This is a genomic window from Pseudomonas mendocina (assembly GCF_900636545.1).
Classification (GTDB): Bacteria; Pseudomonadota; Gammaproteobacteria; order Pseudomonadales; family Pseudomonadaceae; genus Aquipseudomonas; species Aquipseudomonas mendocina.
Genome location: NZ_LR134290.1, coordinates 4,803,405 through 4,824,201, shown reverse-complemented (window position 1 = coordinate 4,824,201; position 20,797 = coordinate 4,803,405). Strand labels below are relative to the sequence as shown.

Sequence of the window (20,797 nt, the reverse complement as noted above, 5' to 3'; positions counted from 1 at the left end):
TTCAGCTCCTCGTGCTGGACTGGCTACTTTTCGCTTCGTTGAGTGGCGTGTCGACGGAGGCAGTTGGTACCGGCTGCGGGTGGCCGAAGTGATAGCCCTGGCCATAATTGCAGCCTAGCTCACGCAGGAAGTCGGCCTGAGCCGGTTGTTCGATGCCCTCCGCGAGGACCTTCAGACCCAGGCTCTTGCCCAGCGCGATCACCGCACGGGCGATGGCGGCGTCCTCGGGGTCGTCGGGCAGGCCGCGCACGAAACTCTGGTCGAGCTTGAGCTTGTCCACCGGCAGGCGTTTGAGGCGCGCCAGCGAACTGTAGCCGGTGCCGAAGTCATCGATCGCCAGGCGTACGCCCAGTGCCCGCAGGCTGGTGAGCAGCTTCAGGGCGGCGTCAGGGTCTTCCATGATCGCGCTTTCGGTCACTTCCAGCTCCAGTTGCTCGGGCGGCAGTCCGGTTTCGGCGAGCACGCTGGCGACCTTCAGGTCGAGCTCACCGCGGCTGAACAGGCGGCTGGAGACGTTCACCGCGACGAAACTCAACGCATGCTCTTCGGCATTCCAGCGCACCATCTGGCGGCAGGCCTGTTCCAGCACCCAGGCGTCGATAACGCCGATCATGCCGTTGTCTTCGGCAATCGGAATGAACTCGCCAGGAGGGATCAGTCCGCGTTGCGGATGTTGCCAGCGTACCAGCGCTTCCATGCCAACCTGGCGACCATCACGCAGGTCGTGCAGCGGCTGGTAGTAGACACGCAGCTCCTGATTGTCCAGGGCATGGCGCAGGCTGCTGGCGAGCTCCACGCGCTGGCGGGCGTAGTCGGTCAGTTCCTGCACATAGAAGGCATAGCCCTCGCGGCCGCTGCTCTTGGCCTTGAACAGCGCCGAGTCGGCATTGCGCAGTATTTGCTCGACACTGTCGGCATCTTCGGGGAACAGGCTGATGCCGATGCTGGCGCCGATGTAGAGCTCGTGGCCGTCGAGACGAAAAGGGGGCTCCAGGCTGCGCAACAGGCGCTGTGCCAGTTCGGCTGCCTGCGCGGCTTCGGCGCAGTTCTCGCTGAGCAGGCCGAACTCGTCACCGCCCAGCCGGGCCAGGGTACTGCCACTGGGCAAATCCTGCTGCAGGCGTTCGCCGACACCCTTGAGCAGCAGGTCGCCGACGTTGTGACCCAGGCTTTCGTTGATGTGCTTGAAGTGATCGAGGTCGATCAGCAGGACTGCGCCACGCAGCTCCTCGAGCGTGCTGCGCTCCAGTGCGTGGGCGACGCGTTCTGTGAACAGCAGGCGGTTGGGCAGGTTGCTCAGTGGATCGTGGTGCGCCAGGTAATCCAGCTCACGCTGCGAACGCTTGAGTGCGGTGATGTCGGAGAACACCGCGACGTAATGGCTGACACGCCCCTGCTCGTCATGGATCACGCGGATGCATTGCCACTGTGGGTAGATTTCGCCGCTCTTGCGCCGGTTCCACACCTCGCCGCTCCAGGCACCGCGATTCTCCAGGGCATGCCACAGGCTGTGATAGAAGGCAGCGTCGTGGCGACCCGATTTGAGCAACGTGGGGTGCTGACCGAGAATCTCTTCGCTGCTGTAGCCGGTGATACGGCTGAAGGCCGGATTGACGTGAACGATGCATTGCTTGGCATCGGTGACCAGAACGCCTTCCTGGGTGGCATCGAACACGGCTGCGGCCTGGCGCAGGCTGTCGTCGATGGCACGCTGCCGGGTGATGTCGCTGGCGATACCGATGAAGCGTTGTGGTTGGCCTTTCTCGTCACGCAGCAGGCGGCCACGCGAATGAATCCAGCGATAGCTGCCATCGGCATGGCGCAGGCGATAGACATTCTCGTAATGCTGCTCGCCGAACTCGGCATTGAGCGCATGCAGTGCGCGCTCCTGGTCATCCGGATGCAGGCGTTCGGCCCAGGCCTCGCGGGTGTCACCAAGCGTCTGCGGGGTCAGCCCGAGCAGCTTGGCGTAGCCTTCGGAAAAGAACACGCGTCGGCTCGACACGTCCCAGTCCCACAGTCCGTCGCGTGTGGCGTCCAGCGCCAGGCGCAGACGTTCCTCATTGCCTGCCAGTTGCAGGCGCGCGCTGCGATACTGCCGGGCATGGCGGTGCAGTACGAGATACAGAAGCGAACTGGTGAGTGCGACGAAGAACAGGCCCTTGAGTGACTGCAGGCGCTCCTGCTGCGCCACGGAGAGCCCCAGAGCCGCGAGTAGCTGATCGCTGAGAAGAATCCATAGACCAGCCAATAGCAGGTAGCCCAGGGTCAGTCGCAAGGCGGCGGTGTCGATAAGCATGAGTGGGCGGCTAAGCTCCCTGGAAATGTTGGGCAGTATAGATGGGCTGGGTCTGAAACATTCTTATCTAAAAGACCAACTGGTTTTCTGGCATGGGTCAGGGATAATGTGATCTGGTTCGTCCTTGTAGGACAACCGCGTTTCCCTATCAAGAGGCAACACCGCCTATGTGGTACAACGGTTTACTCGACCTGTCGGTCTGGCAGCTGGTGGCTGCGACCCTGCTGATGACACATGTGACCATCGTCAGCGTCACCGTCTATCTGCACCGCTACTCCGCGCACCGGGCACTGGAACTGCACCCTGCGCTCAAGCATTTCTTCCGTTTCTGGCTGTGGCTGACCACGGGCCAGAACACCCGCGAGTGGACCGCGATTCACCGTAAGCATCACGCCAAGTGCGAAACCGTCGATGACCCGCATAGCCCGGTCATCAAAGGGCTGAGCACCGTGCTGCGCAAAGGTGCAGAACTCTATCAGGAAGAGGCGAAGAACCAGGAAACGCTGCGTATCTACGGCAAGAACTGCCCGGATGACTGGATCGAGCGCAATGTCTACAGCCGCTACCCGATTGGCGGCGTGACCCTGATGGCGATCATCGACCTGGCTCTGTTCGGCGTGCTCGGTATGACCGTCTGGGCGATCCAGATGATGTGGATTCCGTTCTGGGCGGCCGGCGTGATCAACGGCCTGGGCCATGCCGTCGGCTATCGCAACTTCGAATGCCGCGATGCCGCTACCAACCTGGTGCCGTGGGGCATCATCATCGGTGGCGAAGAACTGCACAACAACCACCATACCTATCCAAACAGCGCCAAGTTGTCGGTGAAGAAGTGGGAATTCGACATGGGCTGGGCCTGGATCAAGCTGTTCAGCTTCCTTGGCCTGGCCAAGGTGCAGCGCGTGGCGCCCATCGCCCATCGTGTCGAGGGCAAGGGCCACCTGGACATGGACACCGCCATGGCCATTCTCAACAACCGTTTCCAGATCATGGCGCAGTATCGCAAGTTGGTGATTGCGCCGCTGGTCAAGCAGGAAGTAGCCAAGGCCGACGAATCCGTTCGTCACCTGTTCAGCCGTGCCAAACGTCTGCTGTCGCGTGAGCCAAGCCTGCTGGAAGAGCAGCATCATGCACGCATTGCCGACATGCTGGCGCAGAGCCAGGCGCTCAAGGTGATCTACGAGAAGCGCCTGGCGCTGCAGCAGATCTGGGTCAAGACCAGCAGTAATGGCCACGACATGCTCGAGGCCATGAAGCAGTGGGTGCACGAAGCCGAGGCCAGTGGCATCCAGTCGCTGCGAGAGTTCGCCGAGCAGCTCAAGACCTACTCGCTACGCCCCTCCGCCGCGACAGCCTGATCTCCGTTCGCTCTCATCGAAGGCCCGCCGAACTGGCGGGCCTTTGTGTTTGTCCAACGGCTCGCACTATGCTCAATTCAATGCGAGGCGAGGCGGGATGGCCGCTGTAATGGACGATCAAGGCAACGCTGTTTCCGAGTTGGAAGAACTGACCCTGGCTCTGCTGCACAGTCGGGCTGAAGTGGAACGCCTGGGTGAGCGCGAGCAGCTGTTCAGCAGCCTGCTGGGTAGCGTCAACGCGGTGCTCTGGGCCTTCGACTGGAACGAACAGCGGATGATCTACGTCAGTCCGGCCTATGAGCGTATCTTTGGACGCTCTGCCGCGTTGTTGCTGGCCGATTATGGCGAGTGGCGCAACAGCATCTATCCGGATGATCTCGATTACGCCGCCGAAAGCCTGGCCAAGGTGCTGGAAACCGGAGCCGTGGAGTCGCGCGAGTACCGCATCATTCGCGCTGATGGCCAACTGCGCTGGCTCAGTGACAAGTGCTTCGTAAGCCCCAGACCGGGTGCGGAGCCGGGCAGGGTGATCGTTGGTATTGCCGAAGACATCACCGAGAAGAAACGGCTGGAGGGCGAGCTGCATCGTCTGGCCACGACCGACGTGCTGACCCAGAGCAGTAACCGTAGGCACTTCTTCGAGTGTGCCCGTCGCGAGTTCGAGCATGCGCGCAAGTTCGGCAGCCCGCTGGCCTTCCTGCTACTCGATCTTGATGACTTCAAGAAGATCAATGACCAGTACGGCCACCAGATCGGCGATGAGGTGTTACGTCGCCTGGCTCAATGCGGCAGCAATGCCTTGCGTCGCGGCGATCTGTTCGGGCGTATCGGCGGGGAAGAGTTCGCCGCTTTGTTCCCAGGGTGCGAGCAGGACGTGGCCTTGCAGGTGGCCGAAAGACTTCAGCGCGAGGTGCAACGCCTCAGCTTTCAGCATGAGGGCTCCAGCTTTGGCATCACCGTCAGCCAGGGCCTGACCAGCCTGCTGGCAACCGATGTCAGTCTCGATGCTCTTTATGCGCGCGCCGACGCGTCGATGTACCTGGCCAAGCGGCAAGGCAAGAACCAGATCGTGCTCGGATAGCCATTGGCGATTTTCCGCCTGAGAGAGGGGTGTGGTCGGCGGAAAATTGCCTATAGAGAGTTGTCACTGACCGGTCACGCCTCTGCAGAAAAACTGTAACCTACTGTTCTAGAAGCCTTGTGTGCCCGTTCGGAGGAGCTGGCGCGCTATCTGCATAGGCCTCGCCAGATGCCGGCAGGATGTCGGCGCAAAATAACAACGACGAGAGAGTACTCACCATGCATCACTCTGCCCTCCTCATTTCGGCCGCCTCACTGCGTTCGCCGTTGTTCCGTTCTTCCTGAGTTTTCACGCGCCCTGTTCGAGCCCGGCTTAGCCGTGTCCTGGCTCGCGTGCGCGTATGCCCCATTCGTTCCGGCCTGCCTCTTCGTGCCGAAGTCTGCGCCGGACGATGCGTCACCTTAAACACACTGGAGAGAAACATAATGAGAAAGACCTCCCTGGCACTGGCCGTAGCCGCCAGCACCCTGGGCCTGAGCCAAGTAGCCTTTGCCGATTTCATCGGTGACAGCAAGGCCAGCGTGACCATGCGCAACTTCTACTTCGACAACGATGTCAAGAACACTGCTGACAACAATGGTGCCGCTCGTGAATGGGGTCAGGGCTTCATTCTCAACTACACCTCCGGTTTTACCGAAGGTACCGTGGGCTTTGGTGTTGACGCGGTTGGCATGCTGGGTGTGCGTCTGGACGGTGGTGGTCGTGCAACCAAAACTGGTCGTGACCGCACTCCGGGCGCTCTGTTCCCGCTGGAAAGCGACGGCAGCGCAGTCGACGAGTTCAGCAAGGGTGGCCTGACCGGTAAGGTTCGTTTCTCCAAGACCGAGGCTCGCATCGGTACCCTGATGCCGAAACTGCCGATCCTCACCTCCAACGACGGTCGCCTGCTGCCGCAGATGTTCGAAGGTGGCATGATCACCTCCAACGAAATCGACAACCTGACTCTGACCGCTGGCCAGATCGAGCACGCCGTAGGCCGTGCGTCGAGCAACAGCACCGGTCTGGCCGTGGATGGCGGCAGCCAGGCCTCCAACAAGTTCTACTTCGGTGGTGGTGACTGGAAGATCAACAAGGATCTGACTGCGCAGTACTACTACGCCAACCTTGAAGACTACTACAAGCAGCACTTCGCCGGCCTGGGCCACAACCTGGCGCTGGGTGAGGGCAGCCTGAAGACTGATCTGCGTTACTTCCGCACGACTTCCGACGGCAAGAACGGCAGTGCTGCCGGCCGTGCTGGTGGCTATTCTGCCAACAGAACTTTCGGTGACGGCACCGGTGAGATCGATAACAACACCTGGAGCGCAGCCTTCACCTACACCCTGCAGAGCCACGCGATCATGCTGGGTTATCAGCGTGTTTCCGAGGACAGCAACTTCGTACAGCTGAACCAGGGCGGTATCGAAGGTTCCGCAGGCGCCAGCGTGTATCTGTTGACCGACCGTCTGGCCCATAGCTTCACCCGTGCTGGTGAGCGCACCACCTTCGGTCAGTACACCTACGATTTCGCTGGTCTCGGCGTCCCGGGTCTGAAAGCTTCGGTTGCCTACCTGAAGGGCACCAACGTTCAGCGTGCCGATGGTACAGAGGCCAAAGAGTGGGAGCGTGACGTCGCTCTGGACTATGTGTTCCAGGACGGCGCCCTGAAAGGTCTGGGTCTGGGCTGGCGTTACGGCGTGCTGCGTGGCAACGCCGCAACCGACGTCGACCAGAACCGTCTGATCGTCAGCTACACCCTGCCGCTGCTCTAAGTCGGTATTGGCGGGGACTTCACTCCCCGCCTGCGTTGTAACGAAAAAGCCCGCATCGAAAGATGCGGGCTTTTTTCATTCTGCGCTCGCCACGTTCTCGCTCGTGTTAGCCGATGCCGCAAGAATGGCGCTGGCCAGTGCCATATCGTCGGCGTTCTGCAGCTGCGGATTGGCGCTGCGCAACTGCTGCATCGCGGCCTCCAGATGCGGCCCACGAATTTCGCCGTTACTGGCGACGAAGCTGCTGGCATCTTCTTCGGCCGCCGCGACCAGCTTGCGATCCTTGAAGGTCAGGTAGGTCGAGGCGGTGGTGGCGCCCGAGGACAGAATATCGCGCAGCATGCCATCGGCTGCTGCTGTCTGGGCGATCAGGCAGGCACTGAACGCCAGTGCGGCACGGCTCGTTACACGCATGATGAAACTCCTGTAGGTGGTTCCTATCCTAGGAGTCGTATTGGCCGCTTGTGGTTCCTTGCAGGCGATGGCCGGTTGCCACGCTGGTCAACTTTGCAGTCGGCGCGCGCGATGTTGATGGCGCCGCCAGAGCAGCGCCGAGGTCGCCGCCAGGGCAGCGAACAATAGAAGCTGCCAGGCCCAGGACAGATCGGGAAAGAGGTACGACAGCGCGCCGATGCCGACCGCCACCAGGCCTATCCACAGCAGATAGCCGCCAGCGCCGAACACCTCGAGAATCAGTAGCAAGGTGGCCAGTGCCAGCCAATCCCAGAACGACAGATGTTGCAGGTAGGTGATCATGAGAAGACGCGGCTACCTGTAGTCAGACAGTGTGCTGATCGCCCTTCGGTGTGCATCGCTTAGACTCCATTACCAGATTCATCAATCTAAGCACAGCGGCCCGCGCTCTGCCGCCGACCCCTTCGCAAGGTGGGCAGATGCCGGGCAATGGGTGTGAACTTGGGCATATTCAGGCGTCTGACGAGTGCGTTTTTGCTTGCCATTGTGCTGGGCCAGTACGCGGCGGCTGACGGGCAGCTTGATGTATTGCAACGCGCAGCGCCGCAGTTAGAGGTGCGTGCGTTGCAGGAGGCGCTGCAGGCGCTGCGATGTGCCGAGCGCGGTGGGATCGGCAAGGCCAGGAGGCTGGCGGTCATCGATTACTCTCGCTCGTCGCTGGAGCGGCGCATGTGGGTCTTCGATCTGGCGCAAAGGCGCCTGCTGCAGCGTGAATTCGTAGCCCATGGTCGTCAGTCCGGCGAGTTGTTCGCCGAGCGCTTCTCCAATCTGCCCGGCAGCCATCAGTCCAGTCTCGGCCTGTTTCGCGGTGCCGAAAGCTACACGGGGCGGCACGGTCACTCGTTGCGTCTCGATGGCCTGGAGCCCGGTTTCAACGATGAGGCGCGAGCCCGGGCGCTGGTGATCCATGGTGCTGATTACGTGGCGCCGGCCTGGGCCGAGAAACACGGGCGCATGGGGCGTAGCCTGGGCTGTCCTGCGGTGCAGCAGGAGGTGATTCGGGTGCTGGTGGATCAGCTCAAGGATGGTCAGTACCTATTCGCCTGGCACCCGCAGATGAAAGCAGGCCGCTATCTCCACTGTGCGAGCGTTAGCGCTGTTCGCTCTGTGGAGTGACGCGCAGCACTTCTTCGATAGTGGTCAGCCCCGCGGCAACCTTCTGCGCACCGGACAGGCGCAGGCTGCGCATACCGTCCTTGAATGCGGCCCGGCGTAGCAGTGTAAGGTCTGTGTCGGCGCTGATCAGTGGCTTGATCGCGTCGTTGATGAGCATGATCTCGTAGACGCCGGCCCGGCCACGATAGCCGGTTTCGCGGCATTCCAGGCAACCGACTGCGTGGTGCGCCTGAGTCGGCAGCGGTGAGCTCCAGGGGCGCGTCAGGCCGTTCCAGGTATCTTCGTCCAGTTGTACCGGCGCCTTGCAGTGCGGGCACAGGGTGCGCACCAGGCGCTGGGCCATGACGCCAAGAATGGTGGCCTTGAGCAGGTAATGCGGCACGCCCAGTTCGAGCAGGCGGGTGATGGCGCTGGGGGCGTCGTTGGTGTGCAGGGTGGAGAGCACCAGGTGGCCAGTCAGCGCAGCCTGGATGGCCATTTCCGCTGTTTCCAGATCACGTATCTCGCCGACCATGATGATATCCGGGTCCTGACGCATCAGTGCACGCACGCCGCTGGCGAAATTCAGGTCGATATTGTGCTGCACCTGCATCTGGTTGAAGGCGCCTTCGATCATCTCGATGGGGTCTTCGATGGTGCACACGTTCACTTCCGGCGTCGCCAGTTGCTTGAGTGTGGTGTAGAGCGTGGTGGTCTTGCCTGAGCCGGTGGGGCCGGTGACCAGGATGATGCCATTGGGCTGACTGGTCATGCTCGCCCAGCGGCGCAGGTCTTCGGGGGAGAAACCAAGCTGATCCGGGCTCTTCAGCAGCACTTCCGGGTCGAAGATACGCATCACCATCTTCTCGCCGAAGGCTGTCGGCAGCGTGGAAAGACGCAGCTCTACCTCGCCGCCGTCCGGGGTCTTGGTCTTGACCCGGCCATCCTGCGGTTTGCGCTTCTCGGCGATGTTCATGCGGCCGAGGTTCTTCAGGCGGCTGACTACCGCCATGGTGACCTGCGCGGGGAACTGGTAGACGGTGTGCAATACGCCGTCGATGCGAAAGCGCACCGTCCCCTGTTCCCTGCGCGGTTCGATGTGGATATCGCTGGCGCGCTGCTGGAAGGCGTACTGGAACAGCCAGTCGACGATGTTGACGATGTGCGCGTCGTTGGCATCCGGCTCTTGGTCCTGGGCGCCGAGGCTGAGCAATTGTTCGAAGTTGCCGACACCGCTGACCTTTTGATCGGTGGCATTGGCGCCGCTGACCGAACGCGCCAGACGATAAAACTCGGTGGTGAAGCGCTGGATATCGCTGGGGTTGGCCACCACGCGCTTGATCGGGCGCTTGAGTACGTGGACCAGGTTGGCTTCCCAGCTGTGCACAAGCGGCTGGCTGCTGGCGATGGTCACGCTCTCGCTGTCCACTGCCACGGCGAGAATCTTGTGGCGCTGGGCGAAGGCGTAGGACATCAGCGGGGTGATGGCCGGTACGTCGATTTTCAGCGGGTCGATGCGCAGGTAGGGTTGGCCGGCGAAGTTGGCCAGCCAGACCGTGAGGCTTTCCAGATCGAGCTTCTTGCCCGGTCGAGACAAGTCGTCGACCTGTTGCGCGGCGAGAAACTCAAGAGGGTGCTGGGCGTTGTTCAGCGAGCTGCGACGAATCGCCAGGCACTGCTCGGCCACCTCCTGCTCGACCCGGCCTTGGGCCACCAGCTCGCGCAGCAGGTCGCCAAGATCCAGTACACGGTCAGGGGCGGTAGCGGTGAAGGCGGACATGCGGGCTCCTCGGGTCGGCCTAAACAAGGGTAGCAGGTCGTTTTTCAACGACCTTTGAGCCGAGCTAGGATGCCCGAAAAGCTGCGTGAGGGCGAAGTGTCTGGCGTGATCGAATGCCCGCTTCAGGCCACCTCAGTTACCAGGCTGTGATCCAGATGCTGCCAGGACACCTCCCATACACACACCAGGCCGCGCAGTTTTTGCGCAAGCACGCCAGCGCGATGCAGTGAGATGCCGGGTAGGCGCAGGCTGATGTGCAGATCATCCTGCAGGCGTTCCATGTGCAAGGCCTCAGGTAATAACTGCAATTGGGCGAACAGCCCCAGCAGGCGGCACATCACGTCGGCTTCGGCGTCGGTGCGCAGCTGGTATTCGACACAGGCATCGCCACGATCCTGCCAGGGATCGCGGCGGTTATGGGCGGACGGAAACGGGGTGGTATCTGGCATGGCGGAAGCTCGGGCAGGTTTTGCTTAAGTTTCCGCCTTAGTTCGGCAAAAGTTCTGCCTGGTTTTCTGGGCTATTCCAGGTTTCATGGATAAACTTGCCTTGTTAATCGAGTATTGGGGATTTTTTATGTCCGTCGTGCTGGATGCTTACGACCAACGCATTCTTGCCCTGCTACAGGAAGATGCTGGTCTCTCCACTGCGGAGATAGCCGAGCGCATTGGCCTGTCGCAGTCGCCTTGCTGGCGTCGTATTCAGCGGCTCAAGGAGGAGGGTGTGATTCGCAAGCAGGTGACGCTGCTCGATCGCAAACGCATCGGCCTGCATACGCAAGTCTTTGCCCAGGTCAAACTCAACGCCCACGGCCGCTCTAATCTGACCGAGTTCGCCGAGGCCATGCGTGAATTTCCCGAGGTACTGGAGTGCCATGTGCTGATGGGCGCGGTGGACTTCATGCTGCGCATCGTCACGCGTGATATCGAGGCTTATGAGCGCTTCTTCTTCGAGAAGCTGTCATTGGTTCCCGGTATCCAGGAGGTGAACTCCATCGTCGCGCTGTCGGAGATCAAGTCCACCACCAGCTTGCCGCTGGCTTAAGAGCCTTTTCAGCATCTCGCGAGCTAGAGCGAAGCCAGTTGAAAAAGCGCAGTTTACGGGCTGTAAATGAGCATTTTGACTGGGCTCGCACGCGAGGCTGGCTTCAACGCAGCATGGCCGACGCGCAGCAGATCGTGAACAGGTTTTAAGGTTTGATCACCATCGGAGGCGACTGCTCGGCGTTGCGTTTGCCGGGTGGCGTAAGTCCCATGGACACGTAGATGCTGGTCAGTTGCTCCACGCCCATGTCGGCAGGGCGTATCCATTCCTCTGGCACATAGAGCAAACCGCCACCCACCGGGATCGGTGCGGTGGGAATGAGAATGGCGCAGTAGGCGCGGCCTTCCAGCTCCACGGTTTCCGAACTCGGGCGCAGAGCGAGCACTGCTGCACCATCGCCGCCGAAGAAACACCAGACGGGGGCCATGGTGGTGATATCCGGGTTCTTGCTCCTGTCCAGCAGGCCCACGAAACGGTCGGCCAGGTTGTAGAAGTTGCCGATCAGTGGGGTGCGTCGTAGCGTGCGGTCGAGCAGCCAGGACAGCGGACGGCGCAGGCCCAGTTGCACGGCCAGGCCCAGCGGGTAGAGGCTGGCCAGCAGCACCAGGCTACCGAGCAGATAGGCCATGTAGCCGTTGCTGGAAAAGGGTTGTCCGAGCGCCGCGAACAATTGGCCGATCAGGGTCGAAGGGCCGACCAGGCGATTGAACAGGCTGAATATCCAGGCGAGCAGTGCCAGGGTCAGCACCAGCGGGAGAAGCGCCAGCAGGCCGGTCAGCCAGGTAGCGACGACGGATTTCAGGCTGCGTCTGATCATGCCTCGGTTCCTTGATGAATATGCCGGCGACTTTACGCCAGGATGTCCGGCTCCGGGCAGTTATGTCCGCACCGTCGAGCCGGGAAATGGCGACAACTCTTTTCCTACGACCATTTCGCTTTCCTGACGTGCAAAAAAAGCCCGGCACAGAGGCCGGGCGGAGTGGGTACACAGGGTACCGAAGTAGCAGCGTTGGTTTGAACGGTTACAGGCCGAGCATATTAGGCAGGGCCATGGACACGGCCGGGATGTAGGTGATGATCATCAGGAAGCTGAGCAGCAGCATCAGCCACGGCATCGCCGCGCGGATCACCGCCGTCAATGGCATGCCGGTCACCGCCGAGGTGACGAACAGGTTCAGCCCCACCGGCGGCGTAATCAAACCGATCTCCATGTTCACCACCATGATGATGCCCAGGTGGATCGGGTCGATGCCCAGCTGCATGGCGATCGGGAACAGGATCGGTGCCAGGATCAGGATGATCGCCGACGGCTCCATGAAGGCACCGGCCACCAGCAGCACGATGTTCACCACCAGCAGGAACTGCCACGGCTGCAGGCCCAGCTCGACCACCCAGGCGGTGATGGTCTGCGGGATCTGCTCGGTGGTCAGCACATGGGCGAAGAGCATGGCGTTGGCGATGATGAACATCAGCATGATGGTCAGCTTGCCGGACTCCAGCAGCACCTTCGGGCAGTCGCGGACCTTCAGGTCCTTGTACACGAACAGGGCGACGAAACCGGCGTACACCGCTGCCACGGCTGCGGCCTCGGTCGGGGTGAACATACCGGTGTAGATACCACCGAGGATGATCACCATCAGCAGCAGGCCCCAGAACGCCTCGCGGGCGGAACGCAGCCACTCGCGGAAACTGGCGCGTGGCAGGGCCGGCAGCTTCTTAATGCGCGCGACGATGTAGATCGCCACCATCAGCACCACGCCGAGCATAATGCCGGGGATCACACCAGCCATGAACAGCTTGCCCACCGACTGCTCGGTGGCGGCGGCGTACACCACCATCACGATCGACGGCGGAATCAGGATGCCCAGAGTACCGGCGTTACAGACGATGCCGGCGCCGAACGCCTGCGGGTAACCGGAACGCACCATGCCGGCGATGGCGATGGAGCCCACTGCAGCTACGGTAGCCGGCGAAGAACCGGACAGAGCGGCGAACAGCATGCACGCCAGTACCGCACCGATGGCCAGGCCGCCACGAATGTGACCGACGCAGGCGTTGGCGAAGTCGATCAGGCGACGTGCCACGCCACCGGTGGTCATGAAGGCGCCGGAGAGCAGGAAGAACGGGATCGCCAACAGGGTGTAGTGCTCGGAAGTCTCGAACAGCTTGATCGCCAGCGAGCGTACCGAGTCCGGGCTGAACAGCATGATGGTGATCGAGCCGGCCAGGCCGAGCGACGCGGCGATCGGCACGCCGATGAACATCAGCAGGAACAGCAGCAGGAAGAGGAACAGAACGGTCATTATTTGGCCTCCTCGTGCTCATTGATTTTCAGCGCATCGGCGGCTTCGTCAGCCAGGCCGAGGCCGGTCTGCTCGTTGCGCAGGATGCGCACGAGGATCTCCAGGAAGCGGATGAACACCATGGTGTAGCCGAACGGCACGATCATGCCGATGTGCCATTGCTGCACGCCGTAATGGCCGAGGTCTTCGGCGCCGATGCCGGCGATGAACAGGGTGCGAACCCAGTCGAAGCTGCCGATGGCGATCAGGCCGGCGTAGCCCAGGCAGCACAGGCAGGCGATCACGCCGATAACGCGCTGTACGCCGCGCGGGGCGAGCTTGACCAGTGCGTCGACGCCGATATGGCCGGCGGTGCGCACGCCGTAGGCCAGGCCGAAGAAGATCAGCCAGCCGAACAGGGCTTTGGTCAGGGCATTGCTCCAGGTCATCGCCTGGGCCATGTCGAGAATGGAGTCGCCGATAGCGAGCAGGGTCTCGTTACCGCCGAAGGTGTCACCCAGCCAATAGAATAGGGTGTAGAAGTTGTTGAGGATCACGTAGACGAAAGTGATCAGCGTCATGGCCGCCAGGAGGAAAGCGATGAAGCCTTCCTCGAAGTGCTCCCAGACGCGCCGCAAGGCGTTCATGGTCGGTTCTCCCGAATGGAAAGGGCGTAGGGTGGGACGCAAGCCGTCCCACCGGTTACAACATTGAACGACGCCCATCGCGGGCGTCGTGGTGGGTCAGTGCTGCAGTGCGCTGCCCACCCTACGGCTCTCCGGCCTTATTGCTGGTTGGCGGCTTGGGCGGCCTTGATCAGGTCGGCACCGATTTCGCCTTCGAACTTCTTCCATACCGGCTGCATGGCGGTACGCCATTCGTTGCGCTGCTCGGGAGTCAGGGTCAGGATCTCGGTGGTACCAGCGTCGATGATGCGCTGCTTGTCGCCTTCGTTGAGGGCGTCAGCCTGCTTGTTCACCTCGACGGTGACTTCGGCGATGATCTTGTTCAGCTCGTCGCGTACGTCAGCCGGCAGACCGTCCCAGAACTTGGTGTTGGTGATCAGCATGTAGTCCAGCAGGCCATGGTTGGACTCGGTGATGTACTTCTGCACTTCGTGCATCTTCTGGCTGTAGATGTTCGAGTACGGGTTCTCGGCACCGTTGACTACGCCAGTCTGCAGGCCCTGGTAAACCTCGGCGAAGCTCATCTTGCGCGGGTTGGCGCGCACGGCCTTGAACTGCTCTTCCAGTACGGCGGAAGCCTGTACGCGGAATTTCAGGCCACGGGCGTCTTTCGGCTCCAGCAGCGCCTTGTTGGCCGACAGTTGCTTCAGGCCGTTGTGCCAGTAGGCCAGGCCGGTGATGCCCTTGTCGGTCATGGAGGTCAGCAGCTTCTGGCCTTCCGGACCTTTCTGGAAGCGATCGACTGCAGCCATGTCGTCGAACAGGAACGGCAGGTCGAACACCTGCAGCTGCTTGGTGTAATGCTCGAACTTGGCCAGGGACGGAGCGATGATCTGCACGTCGCCGAGCAGCAGCGCTTCCATTTCCTTGCCGTCGCCGAACAGCGAGGAGTTCGGGTAGACCTCGACCTTGACCTTGTCGCCCAGACGCTCTTCAGCCAGTTGCTTGAACAGCACGGCGCCCTGACCTTTCGGGGTGTGCTCGGCAACCACGTGGGAGAACTTGATGACGATCGGGTCGGCAGCGTGAACCACGCCAGCGATGGACAGGGACAGGGCGCAAGCCAGCGCCTTGGCAGTCAGTTTGAACATGCGGATGCTTCCTCTTGTTGTGTTTATCGCATTGGCGCCGAAGCGCTGCTGACGAACGGACAAGAGCAAGTCTAGGCGGCTTGGAGAAAAACGCCGGTGGCATCAGCGAGGCCTGGACTTGTACTTGTGGGTTCGCTTGAGGCTAGCTTAGAGCAACCCTTGTGCCAGTCTGCTGTCGTTGGATTTCATGCATCGGGGAAAAGCCCGTGGTTGAGGGCTTTGATGGCTCTTTGCCGAGGGGCTGGCGGGTTCATGAACCCGCCGCCGGCAAGTCTTTGGTGATGGATTTGGCGGTTTGCCGCCAGTCAGTCGAAGTCCTCTGGCGAGCTTCCGCCAGCGCCGGAGAAATTCAGCCCATGTTTGCGCAGTTTGTCGTGCAGGGTCTTGCGCGGTACGCCCAGTGCTTCGGCCAGGCTGCGTAGCGAGCCGTGCGGACGGCTCAGCTCGGCGGCGATCAGCGCGCGCTCGAAGGCTTCGACCTGCTCGCTGAGCCCGCCGTTGACCGGCGGCAGGTTCGGTGCGTTGCTGTCCAGCGCCAATTCCAGGCCCAGGGCGAAACGTTCGGCGGCGTTCTGCAGTTCGCGCACGTTGCCCGGCCATGGATGACGCAGCAGCAGCGCACGCTGGCCCGGCTGCAGTTCGCGCGGAGCCAGGGCATGGCGGGCGGCCGCCCCTTCGGCGAAGTGCTGGAACAGCAGCAGGGCATCCTCGCCGCGCTCGCGCAGCGGCGGAATCGAGAGCGGCGCGACGTTGAGGCGGTAGTAGAGGTCGGCGCGGAAACGCCCGGCATCGGCGGCCTGGCGCAGGTCTTCCTTGGTCGCGGCAATCACGCGGATATCCAGCGGGATCAGCTGGTTGCCGCCGAGACGCTCGACCACCCGTTCCTGCAGCAGGCGCAACAGCTTGACCTGCACGTCCAGGCTCATGCTCTCGATCTCGTCGAGGAACAGGGTGCCGCCATTGGCGAACTCGAACTTGCCGATTCTGCGCTTCTGCGCGCCGGTGAAGGCGCCTGCCTCGTGGCCGAACAGTTCGCTCTCCACCACCGATTCGGCCAGCGCACCGGCGTTGATGGCGACGAAGGGGCCGTCGCGGCGGCTGGACAGATCGTGCAGGGCGCGGGCGACCACCTCCTTGCCGGCGCCGGTCTCGCCGAGGATCAGCACGTCGGTGGCGATGCCGGCGAGCGCGCCGATCTGTTCGCGCAGGCGCTGCATGGCAGGCGACTGACCCACCAGGCGGCTGGAGAGTTGCTGGCGGTCATTGAGCGCCATGCGCAGGCTGCGGTTGTCCAGTACCAGGCGGCGCAGTTCCAGGGCACGGCGCACGCTGTCGAGCAGGTCGTCGTTGGCGAAGGGCTTTTCCAGGAAATCGTAGGCGCCGGCACGCATCGCCTGTACTGCCAGTGGCACGTCACCGTGACCGGTAATCAGCAGCACCGGCAACTCGGCATCGCGTTCGCGAAGCTGCTGCAGCAATTGCAGGCCGTCGATGCCCGGCATGCGGATATCGCTGACCACCACGCCGGGCCAGCCGGCCGGGATACGCGCAGCCAGGCCCTGGGCGTCGCCCAGGCTGAGGACCTTGAGCCCGGCCAGGTCGAGCGTCTGGCTGAGCGCCTGGCGCAGATGGGCATCGTCGTCGATCAGCAGTACCTGAATGCGGCTGTCGATGGCGCTGTCGCTGGTCATGGCGAAGGATCCTCAGATGGTTGCAGGTTGACGCCGGGGCTGGCCAGGCGCAGGCGCAGGGTGATCAGCGCGCCGCCGGCCGGATGATTGGCCAGCAGCAGTTCGCCGTCCAGCGCCCGCACCAGGCTATCGCAGATGGCCAGGCCGAGCCCCAGTCCCTGGGCGCTGGTCTTGGTGGTGAAGAAGGGCTCACGCGCACGGGCGAGGGATTCGGCCGAGAAGCCCGGGCCATTGTCGCGCAGCAGCAGCTCGAGGTGTTCGGCCTGATGTTCGATGCTGATCCAGATGCGCCGTGGCGGCGCCTTGTCGACCAGGGCATCGAGCGCATTGCCGAGCAGGTTGCCGAGCACCTGGCGCAGGCGTGTCTCGCCGGCCTGGACCCAGAGCGTGGCGTCCGGCAGGTCGCGGATCAATTCCACATCCATGGCCCGGCGGCGTTTGGCGAGCAAGGCCAGGGCGTCGTCCAGCGCCGGCTGCAGAGCGACCCGCTCCGGTGCATGGCGATCACGGCGGGCAAAGGCGCGCAGATGGGCGATGATCGAGGCCATGCGCTCGGTCAGTTCGCTGATCAGCTTGAGGTTGGCACGGGCGTCATCGCTGCGCTGGTGGTCGAGCAGGGTGCTGGCGTTCTCCGCGTAGCTGCGGATCGCGCCCAGGGGTTGGTTGAGCTCGTGACTGATACTGGCGCTCATGGTGCCGAGCGCGGAAAGCTTGCCGGCCTGGACCAGCTCGTCCTGGGCGCGCACCAGTTCCTGCTGGGCCTGCTCGCGTTCGAGCACTTCCTGCTTGAGGCGGCTGTTGAGCAGTTCCAGGTCCCGCGTACGTTCGGCCACTCGCTGCTCCAGCTCGGCCTTGGCGCGGGCGTCGAGGGCGATGCGTTCCAGGTAATGACGGCGACGCAGAATCAGCAGGCCAAGCAGCAGGAGCACGGCCAGCAGGGCAGCCGCACCGACAGCTACCGCGCTGCGCACAGGGCGGTCGAGCAGGATGCGCGGGGCGAGAATGCTCACCGTCCAGCCGGTTTCTTCCAGGGCGCGGCTTTGTGTCAGCCAGGCGTTGGGCTCGAGCTCGAGCGCGGGCGGCGCCTGGGTTGGGTAGGGCTGGTTGGCGGCGATCGCCAGTTGCTCGGTGCGGTCCAGTGGGCGGCTGGCATGGAAGCGCCAGTCCGGGCGTGAGGTGAGAATCACCACGCCATTGGTGTCGGTAACCAGCAGCTGTTCAGGGGTATTGCCCCATAGCGTTTCGGTGTGGTCCAGGTCGACCTTCACCACCAGTGCGCCAATGTTGTGACCGTCTTCGCGCACCGGGTAGGCGAAGTAGTAACCGCGTTTGCCGGAGGTGGTGCCGAGGCCGAAGAAGCGGCCCAGGCGCCCCGCCAGTGCTTCGCGAAAGTACGGGCGAAAGGCGAAATTGCCGGCGACGAAGCTGTCGGGCTTGTCCCAGTTGGAGGCGGCCAGGGTGACACCGCGGGTGTTCATCAGGTAGATCACGTCGGCGCCGGTCTGGTTCTTCACGCGCGCCAGCAGGCGGTTGGCGCTGTCCAGCACGGCGGGATCCTCTGGCGCCTGCAGCGCGGCGCGCAGGCCGGGCAGGTCACCGAGAATCTGCGGCAGCACCTCGTAGCGACGCAGCGTACCGAGCAGGTTGGCCACGTAGAGGTCCAGTGTCTGCCGATTCTGTTCGGTCAGTACTTCACGGTAGTAACGCTCGGCGAGGAAGTGCACCGGCCACAGCAGTGGCGCGAGCAGCAGCGCCAGCAGCACGAGGCTGCGCCAGCGCAGGCGACGGGGAGTGGCGGTGTTCGTGCTCATGGAAAACCGTGCAGAAATGATCGGCGCATTATGCACGTTAAGCGAGCGGCCGGTGATGTGCGCCGGCCGCTGATGTCAGTTCATGCGCTGCAGGCAGGTGTCCAGTGCCGTGCGCCAGTCCGGCAGGCGAATCTGCCACTCTTCCTCCAGGCGCTCGCCATCCAGGCGCGAATTGAGAGGGCGCTGCGCCGGCGTCGGGTAGTCGCTGCTGGGGATGGGGCGCAGCCGGGCGCAGGGCTTGCCGGCCGCACGCAGACGCTCGGCAATGGCGCTGGCGAAGCCGAACCAGCTGGTCTCGCCCTGGCAGGTCAGGTGATAGGTGCCCCAGCGATGACGTCCTTGCTGCCACTTTTCGATCAGTTCGGCGGTGGCGCTGGCAATACTGCCGGCCCAGGTCGGAGCGCCGATCTGGTCGTCGACCACGCTCAGCTCTTCACGCTCCTGCAGCAGGCGCTGCATGGTCAGCAGGAAGTTGCGCCCATGCTGCGAGTAGACCCAGCTGGTACGCAGAATCAGGTGGTCGCAGCCACTGATGCGCAGTGCCTGTTCCCCGGCAACCTTGCTGGCGCCGTAGACACCCAGCGGGCGCGGCGTGTCCGCCTCGCGGTAGGGCATAGCCTTGCTGCCGTCGAAGACGTAGTCGGTGGAATAGTGGATCAGCGGGATGTCCAGTTCGAAGCAGGCATCGGCCATGACGCCCGGCGCTTCGGCATTGATGGTGAAGGCCAGTTCGCGCTCCTGTTCGGCCTGATCGACGGCGGTGTAGGCGGCGGCATTGATCACCAGCGCCGGGCGCTCGCGCAGAATGATTTCGCGCAGGCCGGCCGGGCGCGACAGGTCGAAATCCTGACGACCAAGGCTGATCAATTCATGCTCGCGCAGGGCCAGTTGCAACTCGCGGGCGACCTGTCCGGTGTGACCACTGATCAGAATCTTCATGCGAACGTCTCGGCGTCGGTGAGGCTCAGGCCCTGCTGGTCCTTGGCCGATAGTTGCGGCGTCAGGCCTTCGAGCGGCCAGTCAATGGCCAATTGTGGATCGTCCCAGCGGATGCAGCGTTCGTGAGCCGGGGCGTAGTAGTCGGTGGTCTTGTAGAGGAACTCGGCGTATTCGCTGAGTACCAGAAAACCGTGTGCGAAGCCTTCCGGTACCCAAAGCTGGCGCTTGTTCTCGGCAGACAGATGCACGCCCACCCACTTGCCGAAGTTCGGCGAGCTGCGGCGCACATCCACCGCCACGTCATAGACCTCGCCAGCGCTGACCCGCACCAGCTTGCCCTGGGCCTGCTGCAGTTGATAGTGCAGGCCACGCAGCACGCCTCGGGCAGAGCGCGAGTGATTGTCCTGCACAAACTCGCGGGTCACTCCGGTGGCTTCGCCAAAGCGTCGGGCGTTGAAACTCTCGTAGAAAAAACCACGCTCGTCGCCGAACACCTGAGGCTCCAGAATCAGCACTTCCGGTAGTGCGGTTGCGATGACGTTCACTGAGGGTCCTCCGCCAACTTGTACAGGTACTGGCCGTAGCCGGTCTTGCCCAGCGCCTTGGCGCATGCGAGCAGTCTGTCGCGGTCGATCCAGCCCTGCTGATAGGCAATTTCCTCCAAACACGCGACCTTCAAACCCTGGCGCTTCTCCACTGTCTGCACATAGTGCGAGGCATCGAGCAGGCTGTCGTGGGTGCCGGTGTCGAGCCAGGCGAAGCCGCGACCGAAACGCTCTACGCGCAGATCACCGCGGGCCAGATAGGCATTGTTGACGTCGGTGATTTCCAGCTCGCCGCGCGGCGAGGGTTTGACCTGCTTGGCGATCTGTACAACGTCATTGCCATAGAAATACAGGCCGGTCACGGCGAAGCTGGACTTCGGGTTTGCGGGTTTTTCCTCGATCGACAGTGCGTTGCCTGCGTCGTCGAATTCGACCACGCCAAAGCGCTCCGGATCGCTGACCCAATAACCGAAGACGGTGGCGCCGCTTTCATGGCTGGCCGCGCGCAGCAGTTTTTCGGTGAAGTGCTGGCCGTGGAAGATGTTATCGCCGAGGATCAGGCACACCGAATCGCTACCGATGAACGACTCGCCTATCAAGAACGCTTGGGCCAGGCCGTCCGGTGAAGGTTGCTCGGCATACTGCAGCCTGATGCCGAACTGGTTGCCGTCGCCGAGCATCTTCTCGAAGTTGGGCAGGTCTTCGGGGGTGGAAATGATCAGAACCTCACGTATGCCGGCCAGCATCAACACCGACAGTGGGTAATAGATCATCGGCTTGTCATAGATAGGCAGCAGTTGCTTGGATACGCCCAGGGTGATTGGGTGCAAACGGGTGCCGGAGCCGCCGGCGAGGATGATGCCCTTCATT

Annotated in this window: 19 protein-coding genes; 5 read left to right on the top strand and 14 right to left on the bottom strand. The window is 62.5% G+C overall.

Annotated features, from left to right (window positions below; translation table 11 throughout):
• Nucleotide 1: 1 nt before the first annotated feature.
• The gene (locus EL191_RS22645) at nt 2-2,299 is read right to left on the bottom strand and encodes a putative bifunctional diguanylate cyclase/phosphodiesterase (RefSeq protein WP_041980328.1); all 2,298 of its coding nucleotides are present in this window, start codon (nt 2,297-2,299) and stop codon (nt 2-4) included.
• Nucleotides 2,300-2,466: 167 nt separating this feature from the next.
• Here EL191_RS22645 and desA point away from each other — a divergent pair, with 167 nt between their 5' ends.
• From desA to EL191_RS22630, 3 genes are all read left to right on the top strand, one after another.
• Nucleotides 2,467-3,657: a delta-9 fatty acid desaturase DesA gene (desA, locus tag EL191_RS22640; protein ID WP_013717660.1), complete on the top strand. Its 1,191-nt coding sequence runs from the start codon at nt 2,467-2,469 to the stop codon at nt 3,655-3,657.
• Between the two features lie 109 nt (nt 3,658-3,766).
• Nucleotides 3,767-4,738, top strand: a complete 972-nt coding sequence (locus tag EL191_RS22635; RefSeq protein WP_013717659.1) for a GGDEF domain-containing protein — start codon at nt 3,767-3,769, stop codon at nt 4,736-4,738.
• Between the two features lie 425 nt (nt 4,739-5,163).
• Complete coding sequence (locus tag EL191_RS22630) at nt 5,164-6,489, top strand: OprD family porin (RefSeq protein WP_013717658.1); 1,326 nt, start codon at nt 5,164-5,166, stop codon at nt 6,487-6,489.
• Between the two features lie 75 nt (nt 6,490-6,564).
• On the opposite strand, the gene EL191_RS22625 is transcribed toward EL191_RS22630, so the two are convergent.
• Together EL191_RS22625 and EL191_RS22620 are read right to left on the bottom strand one after the other, a co-directional pair.
• Complete coding sequence (locus EL191_RS22625; protein ID WP_013717657.1) at nt 6,565-6,903, bottom strand: DUF2388 domain-containing protein; 339 nt, start codon at nt 6,901-6,903, stop codon at nt 6,565-6,567.
• Between the two features lie 87 nt (nt 6,904-6,990).
• Nucleotides 6,991-7,245 (bottom strand): NfeD family protein, encoded by a 255-nt coding sequence (locus EL191_RS22620; RefSeq protein WP_017363891.1) that lies wholly within the window; start codon nt 7,243-7,245, stop codon nt 6,991-6,993.
• Between the two features lie 147 nt (nt 7,246-7,392).
• On the opposite strand from EL191_RS22620, the gene EL191_RS22615 reads away from it, so the two are divergent.
• Nucleotides 7,393-8,079, top strand: a complete 687-nt coding sequence (locus EL191_RS22615) for a murein L,D-transpeptidase catalytic domain family protein (protein ID WP_391527724.1) — start codon at nt 7,393-7,395, stop codon at nt 8,077-8,079.
• Here EL191_RS22615 and EL191_RS22610 read toward each other — a convergent pair.
• Together EL191_RS22610 and EL191_RS22605 are read right to left on the bottom strand one after the other, a co-directional pair.
• Entirely contained in the window at nt 8,054-9,838 is a 1,785-nt protein-coding gene (locus EL191_RS22610; protein ID WP_013717654.1) for a GspE/PulE family protein, read from the bottom strand. The two genes, EL191_RS22615 and EL191_RS22610, sit on opposite strands and share 26 nt — an antisense overlap.
• Before the next feature lie 122 nt (nt 9,839-9,960).
• Entirely contained in the window at nt 9,961-10,287 is a 327-nt protein-coding gene (locus EL191_RS22605) for a hypothetical protein (protein WP_013717653.1), read from the bottom strand.
• 127 nt (nt 10,288-10,414) lie between these two features.
• On the opposite strand from EL191_RS22605, the gene EL191_RS22600 reads away from it, so the two are divergent.
• Complete coding sequence (locus EL191_RS22600) at nt 10,415-10,882, top strand: Lrp/AsnC family transcriptional regulator (RefSeq protein ID WP_017363889.1); 468 nt, start codon at nt 10,415-10,417, stop codon at nt 10,880-10,882.
• Nucleotides 10,883-11,027: 145 nt separating this feature from the next.
• Here EL191_RS22600 and EL191_RS22595 read toward each other — a convergent pair whose 3' ends face one another.
• The 9 genes from EL191_RS22595 to rfbA form a co-directional block, all read right to left on the bottom strand.
• Nucleotides 11,028-11,699, bottom strand: a complete 672-nt coding sequence (locus EL191_RS22595) for a DUF502 domain-containing protein (RefSeq protein ID WP_017363888.1) — start codon at nt 11,697-11,699, stop codon at nt 11,028-11,030.
• Nucleotides 11,700-11,904: 205 nt separating this feature from the next.
• Nucleotides 11,905-13,185 (bottom strand): C4-dicarboxylate TRAP transporter large permease protein DctM, encoded by a 1,281-nt coding sequence (dctM, locus tag EL191_RS22590; protein ID WP_036994768.1) that lies wholly within the window; start codon nt 13,183-13,185, stop codon nt 11,905-11,907.
• Nucleotides 13,185-13,811 (bottom strand): TRAP transporter small permease, encoded by a 627-nt coding sequence (locus tag EL191_RS22585; RefSeq protein ID WP_041980326.1) that lies wholly within the window; start codon nt 13,809-13,811, stop codon nt 13,185-13,187. Before EL191_RS22585 ends, dctM begins: the two co-directional genes overlap by 1 nt.
• Nucleotides 13,812-13,948: 137 nt before the next feature.
• Nucleotides 13,949-14,941 carry a C4-dicarboxylate TRAP substrate-binding protein DctP gene (dctP, locus tag EL191_RS22580; RefSeq protein ID WP_013717648.1) on the bottom strand — a complete coding sequence of 331 codons (993 nt, stop codon included), beginning with the start codon at nt 14,939-14,941 and terminating at the stop codon, nt 13,949-13,951.
• A 305-nt stretch (nt 14,942-15,246) separates the two neighbouring features.
• Entirely contained in the window at nt 15,247-16,632 is a 1,386-nt protein-coding gene (locus EL191_RS22575) for a sigma-54-dependent transcriptional regulator (RefSeq protein ID WP_017363903.1), read from the bottom strand.
• The gene (locus EL191_RS22570; protein WP_041980325.1) at nt 16,629-18,443 is read right to left on the bottom strand and encodes a sensor histidine kinase; all 1,815 of its coding nucleotides are present in this window, start codon (nt 18,441-18,443) and stop codon (nt 16,629-16,631) included. The genes EL191_RS22575 and EL191_RS22570 overlap by 4 nt, the downstream gene beginning before the upstream one ends.
• A gap of 75 nt (nt 18,444-18,518) precedes the next feature.
• A complete protein-coding gene (rfbD, locus tag EL191_RS22565) occupies nt 18,519-19,382 on the bottom strand; it encodes a dTDP-4-dehydrorhamnose reductase (protein WP_041980324.1) in 864 nt (287 codons plus the stop codon).
• Nucleotides 19,379-19,927 (bottom strand): dTDP-4-dehydrorhamnose 3,5-epimerase, encoded by a 549-nt coding sequence (gene rfbC, locus EL191_RS22560; RefSeq protein ID WP_041980323.1) that lies wholly within the window; start codon nt 19,925-19,927, stop codon nt 19,379-19,381. Before rfbC ends, rfbD begins: the two co-directional genes overlap by 4 nt.
• The gene (gene rfbA / locus EL191_RS22555) at nt 19,924-20,796 is read right to left on the bottom strand and encodes a glucose-1-phosphate thymidylyltransferase RfbA (RefSeq protein WP_041980322.1); all 873 of its coding nucleotides are present in this window, start codon (nt 20,794-20,796) and stop codon (nt 19,924-19,926) included. Before rfbA ends, rfbC begins: the two co-directional genes overlap by 4 nt.
• Nucleotide 20,797 lies beyond the last annotated feature (1 nt).

Excerpts from the sequence above, each read along its gene's own strand:
- EL191_RS22645 (WP_041980328.1), bottom strand. The coding sequence starts at position 2,299 with ATGCTTATCGACACCGCCGCCTTGCGACTGACCCTGGGCTACCTGCTA.
- desA (WP_013717660.1), top strand. The coding sequence starts at position 2,467 with ATGTGGTACAACGGTTTACTCGACCTGTCGGTCTGGCAGCTGGTGGCT.
- EL191_RS22635 (WP_013717659.1), top strand. The coding sequence starts at position 3,767 with ATGGACGATCAAGGCAACGCTGTTTCCGAGTTGGAAGAACTGACCCTG.
- EL191_RS22630 (WP_013717658.1), top strand. The coding sequence starts at position 5,164 with ATGAGAAAGACCTCCCTGGCACTGGCCGTAGCCGCCAGCACCCTGGGC.
- EL191_RS22625 (WP_013717657.1), bottom strand. The coding sequence starts at position 6,903 with ATGCGTGTAACGAGCCGTGCCGCACTGGCGTTCAGTGCCTGCCTGATC.
- EL191_RS22620 (WP_017363891.1), bottom strand. The coding sequence starts at position 7,245 with ATGATCACCTACCTGCAACATCTGTCGTTCTGGGATTGGCTGGCACTG.
- EL191_RS22615 (WP_391527724.1), top strand. The coding sequence starts at position 7,393 with ATGGGTGTGAACTTGGGCATATTCAGGCGTCTGACGAGTGCGTTTTTG.
- EL191_RS22610 (WP_013717654.1), bottom strand. The coding sequence starts at position 9,838 with ATGTCCGCCTTCACCGCTACCGCCCCTGACCGTGTACTGGATCTTGGC.
- EL191_RS22605 (WP_013717653.1), bottom strand. The coding sequence starts at position 10,287 with ATGCCAGATACCACCCCGTTTCCGTCCGCCCATAACCGCCGCGATCCC.
- EL191_RS22600 (WP_017363889.1), top strand. The coding sequence starts at position 10,415 with ATGTCCGTCGTGCTGGATGCTTACGACCAACGCATTCTTGCCCTGCTA.
- EL191_RS22595 (WP_017363888.1), bottom strand. The coding sequence starts at position 11,699 with ATGATCAGACGCAGCCTGAAATCCGTCGTCGCTACCTGGCTGACCGGC.
- dctM (WP_036994768.1), bottom strand. The coding sequence starts at position 13,185 with ATGACCGTTCTGTTCCTCTTCCTGCTGCTGTTCCTGCTGATGTTCATC.
- EL191_RS22585 (WP_041980326.1), bottom strand. The coding sequence starts at position 13,811 with ATGAACGCCTTGCGGCGCGTCTGGGAGCACTTCGAGGAAGGCTTCATC.
- dctP (WP_013717648.1), bottom strand. The coding sequence starts at position 14,941 with ATGTTCAAACTGACTGCCAAGGCGCTGGCTTGCGCCCTGTCCCTGTCC.
- EL191_RS22575 (WP_017363903.1), bottom strand. The coding sequence starts at position 16,632 with ATGACCAGCGACAGCGCCATCGACAGCCGCATTCAGGTACTGCTGATC.
- EL191_RS22570 (WP_041980325.1), bottom strand. The coding sequence starts at position 18,443 with ATGAGCACGAACACCGCCACTCCCCGTCGCCTGCGCTGGCGCAGCCTC.
- rfbD (WP_041980324.1), bottom strand. The coding sequence starts at position 19,382 with ATGAAGATTCTGATCAGTGGTCACACCGGACAGGTCGCCCGCGAGTTG.
- rfbA (WP_041980322.1), bottom strand. The coding sequence starts at position 20,796 with ATGAAGGGCATCATCCTCGCCGGCGGCTCCGGCACCCGTTTGCACCCA.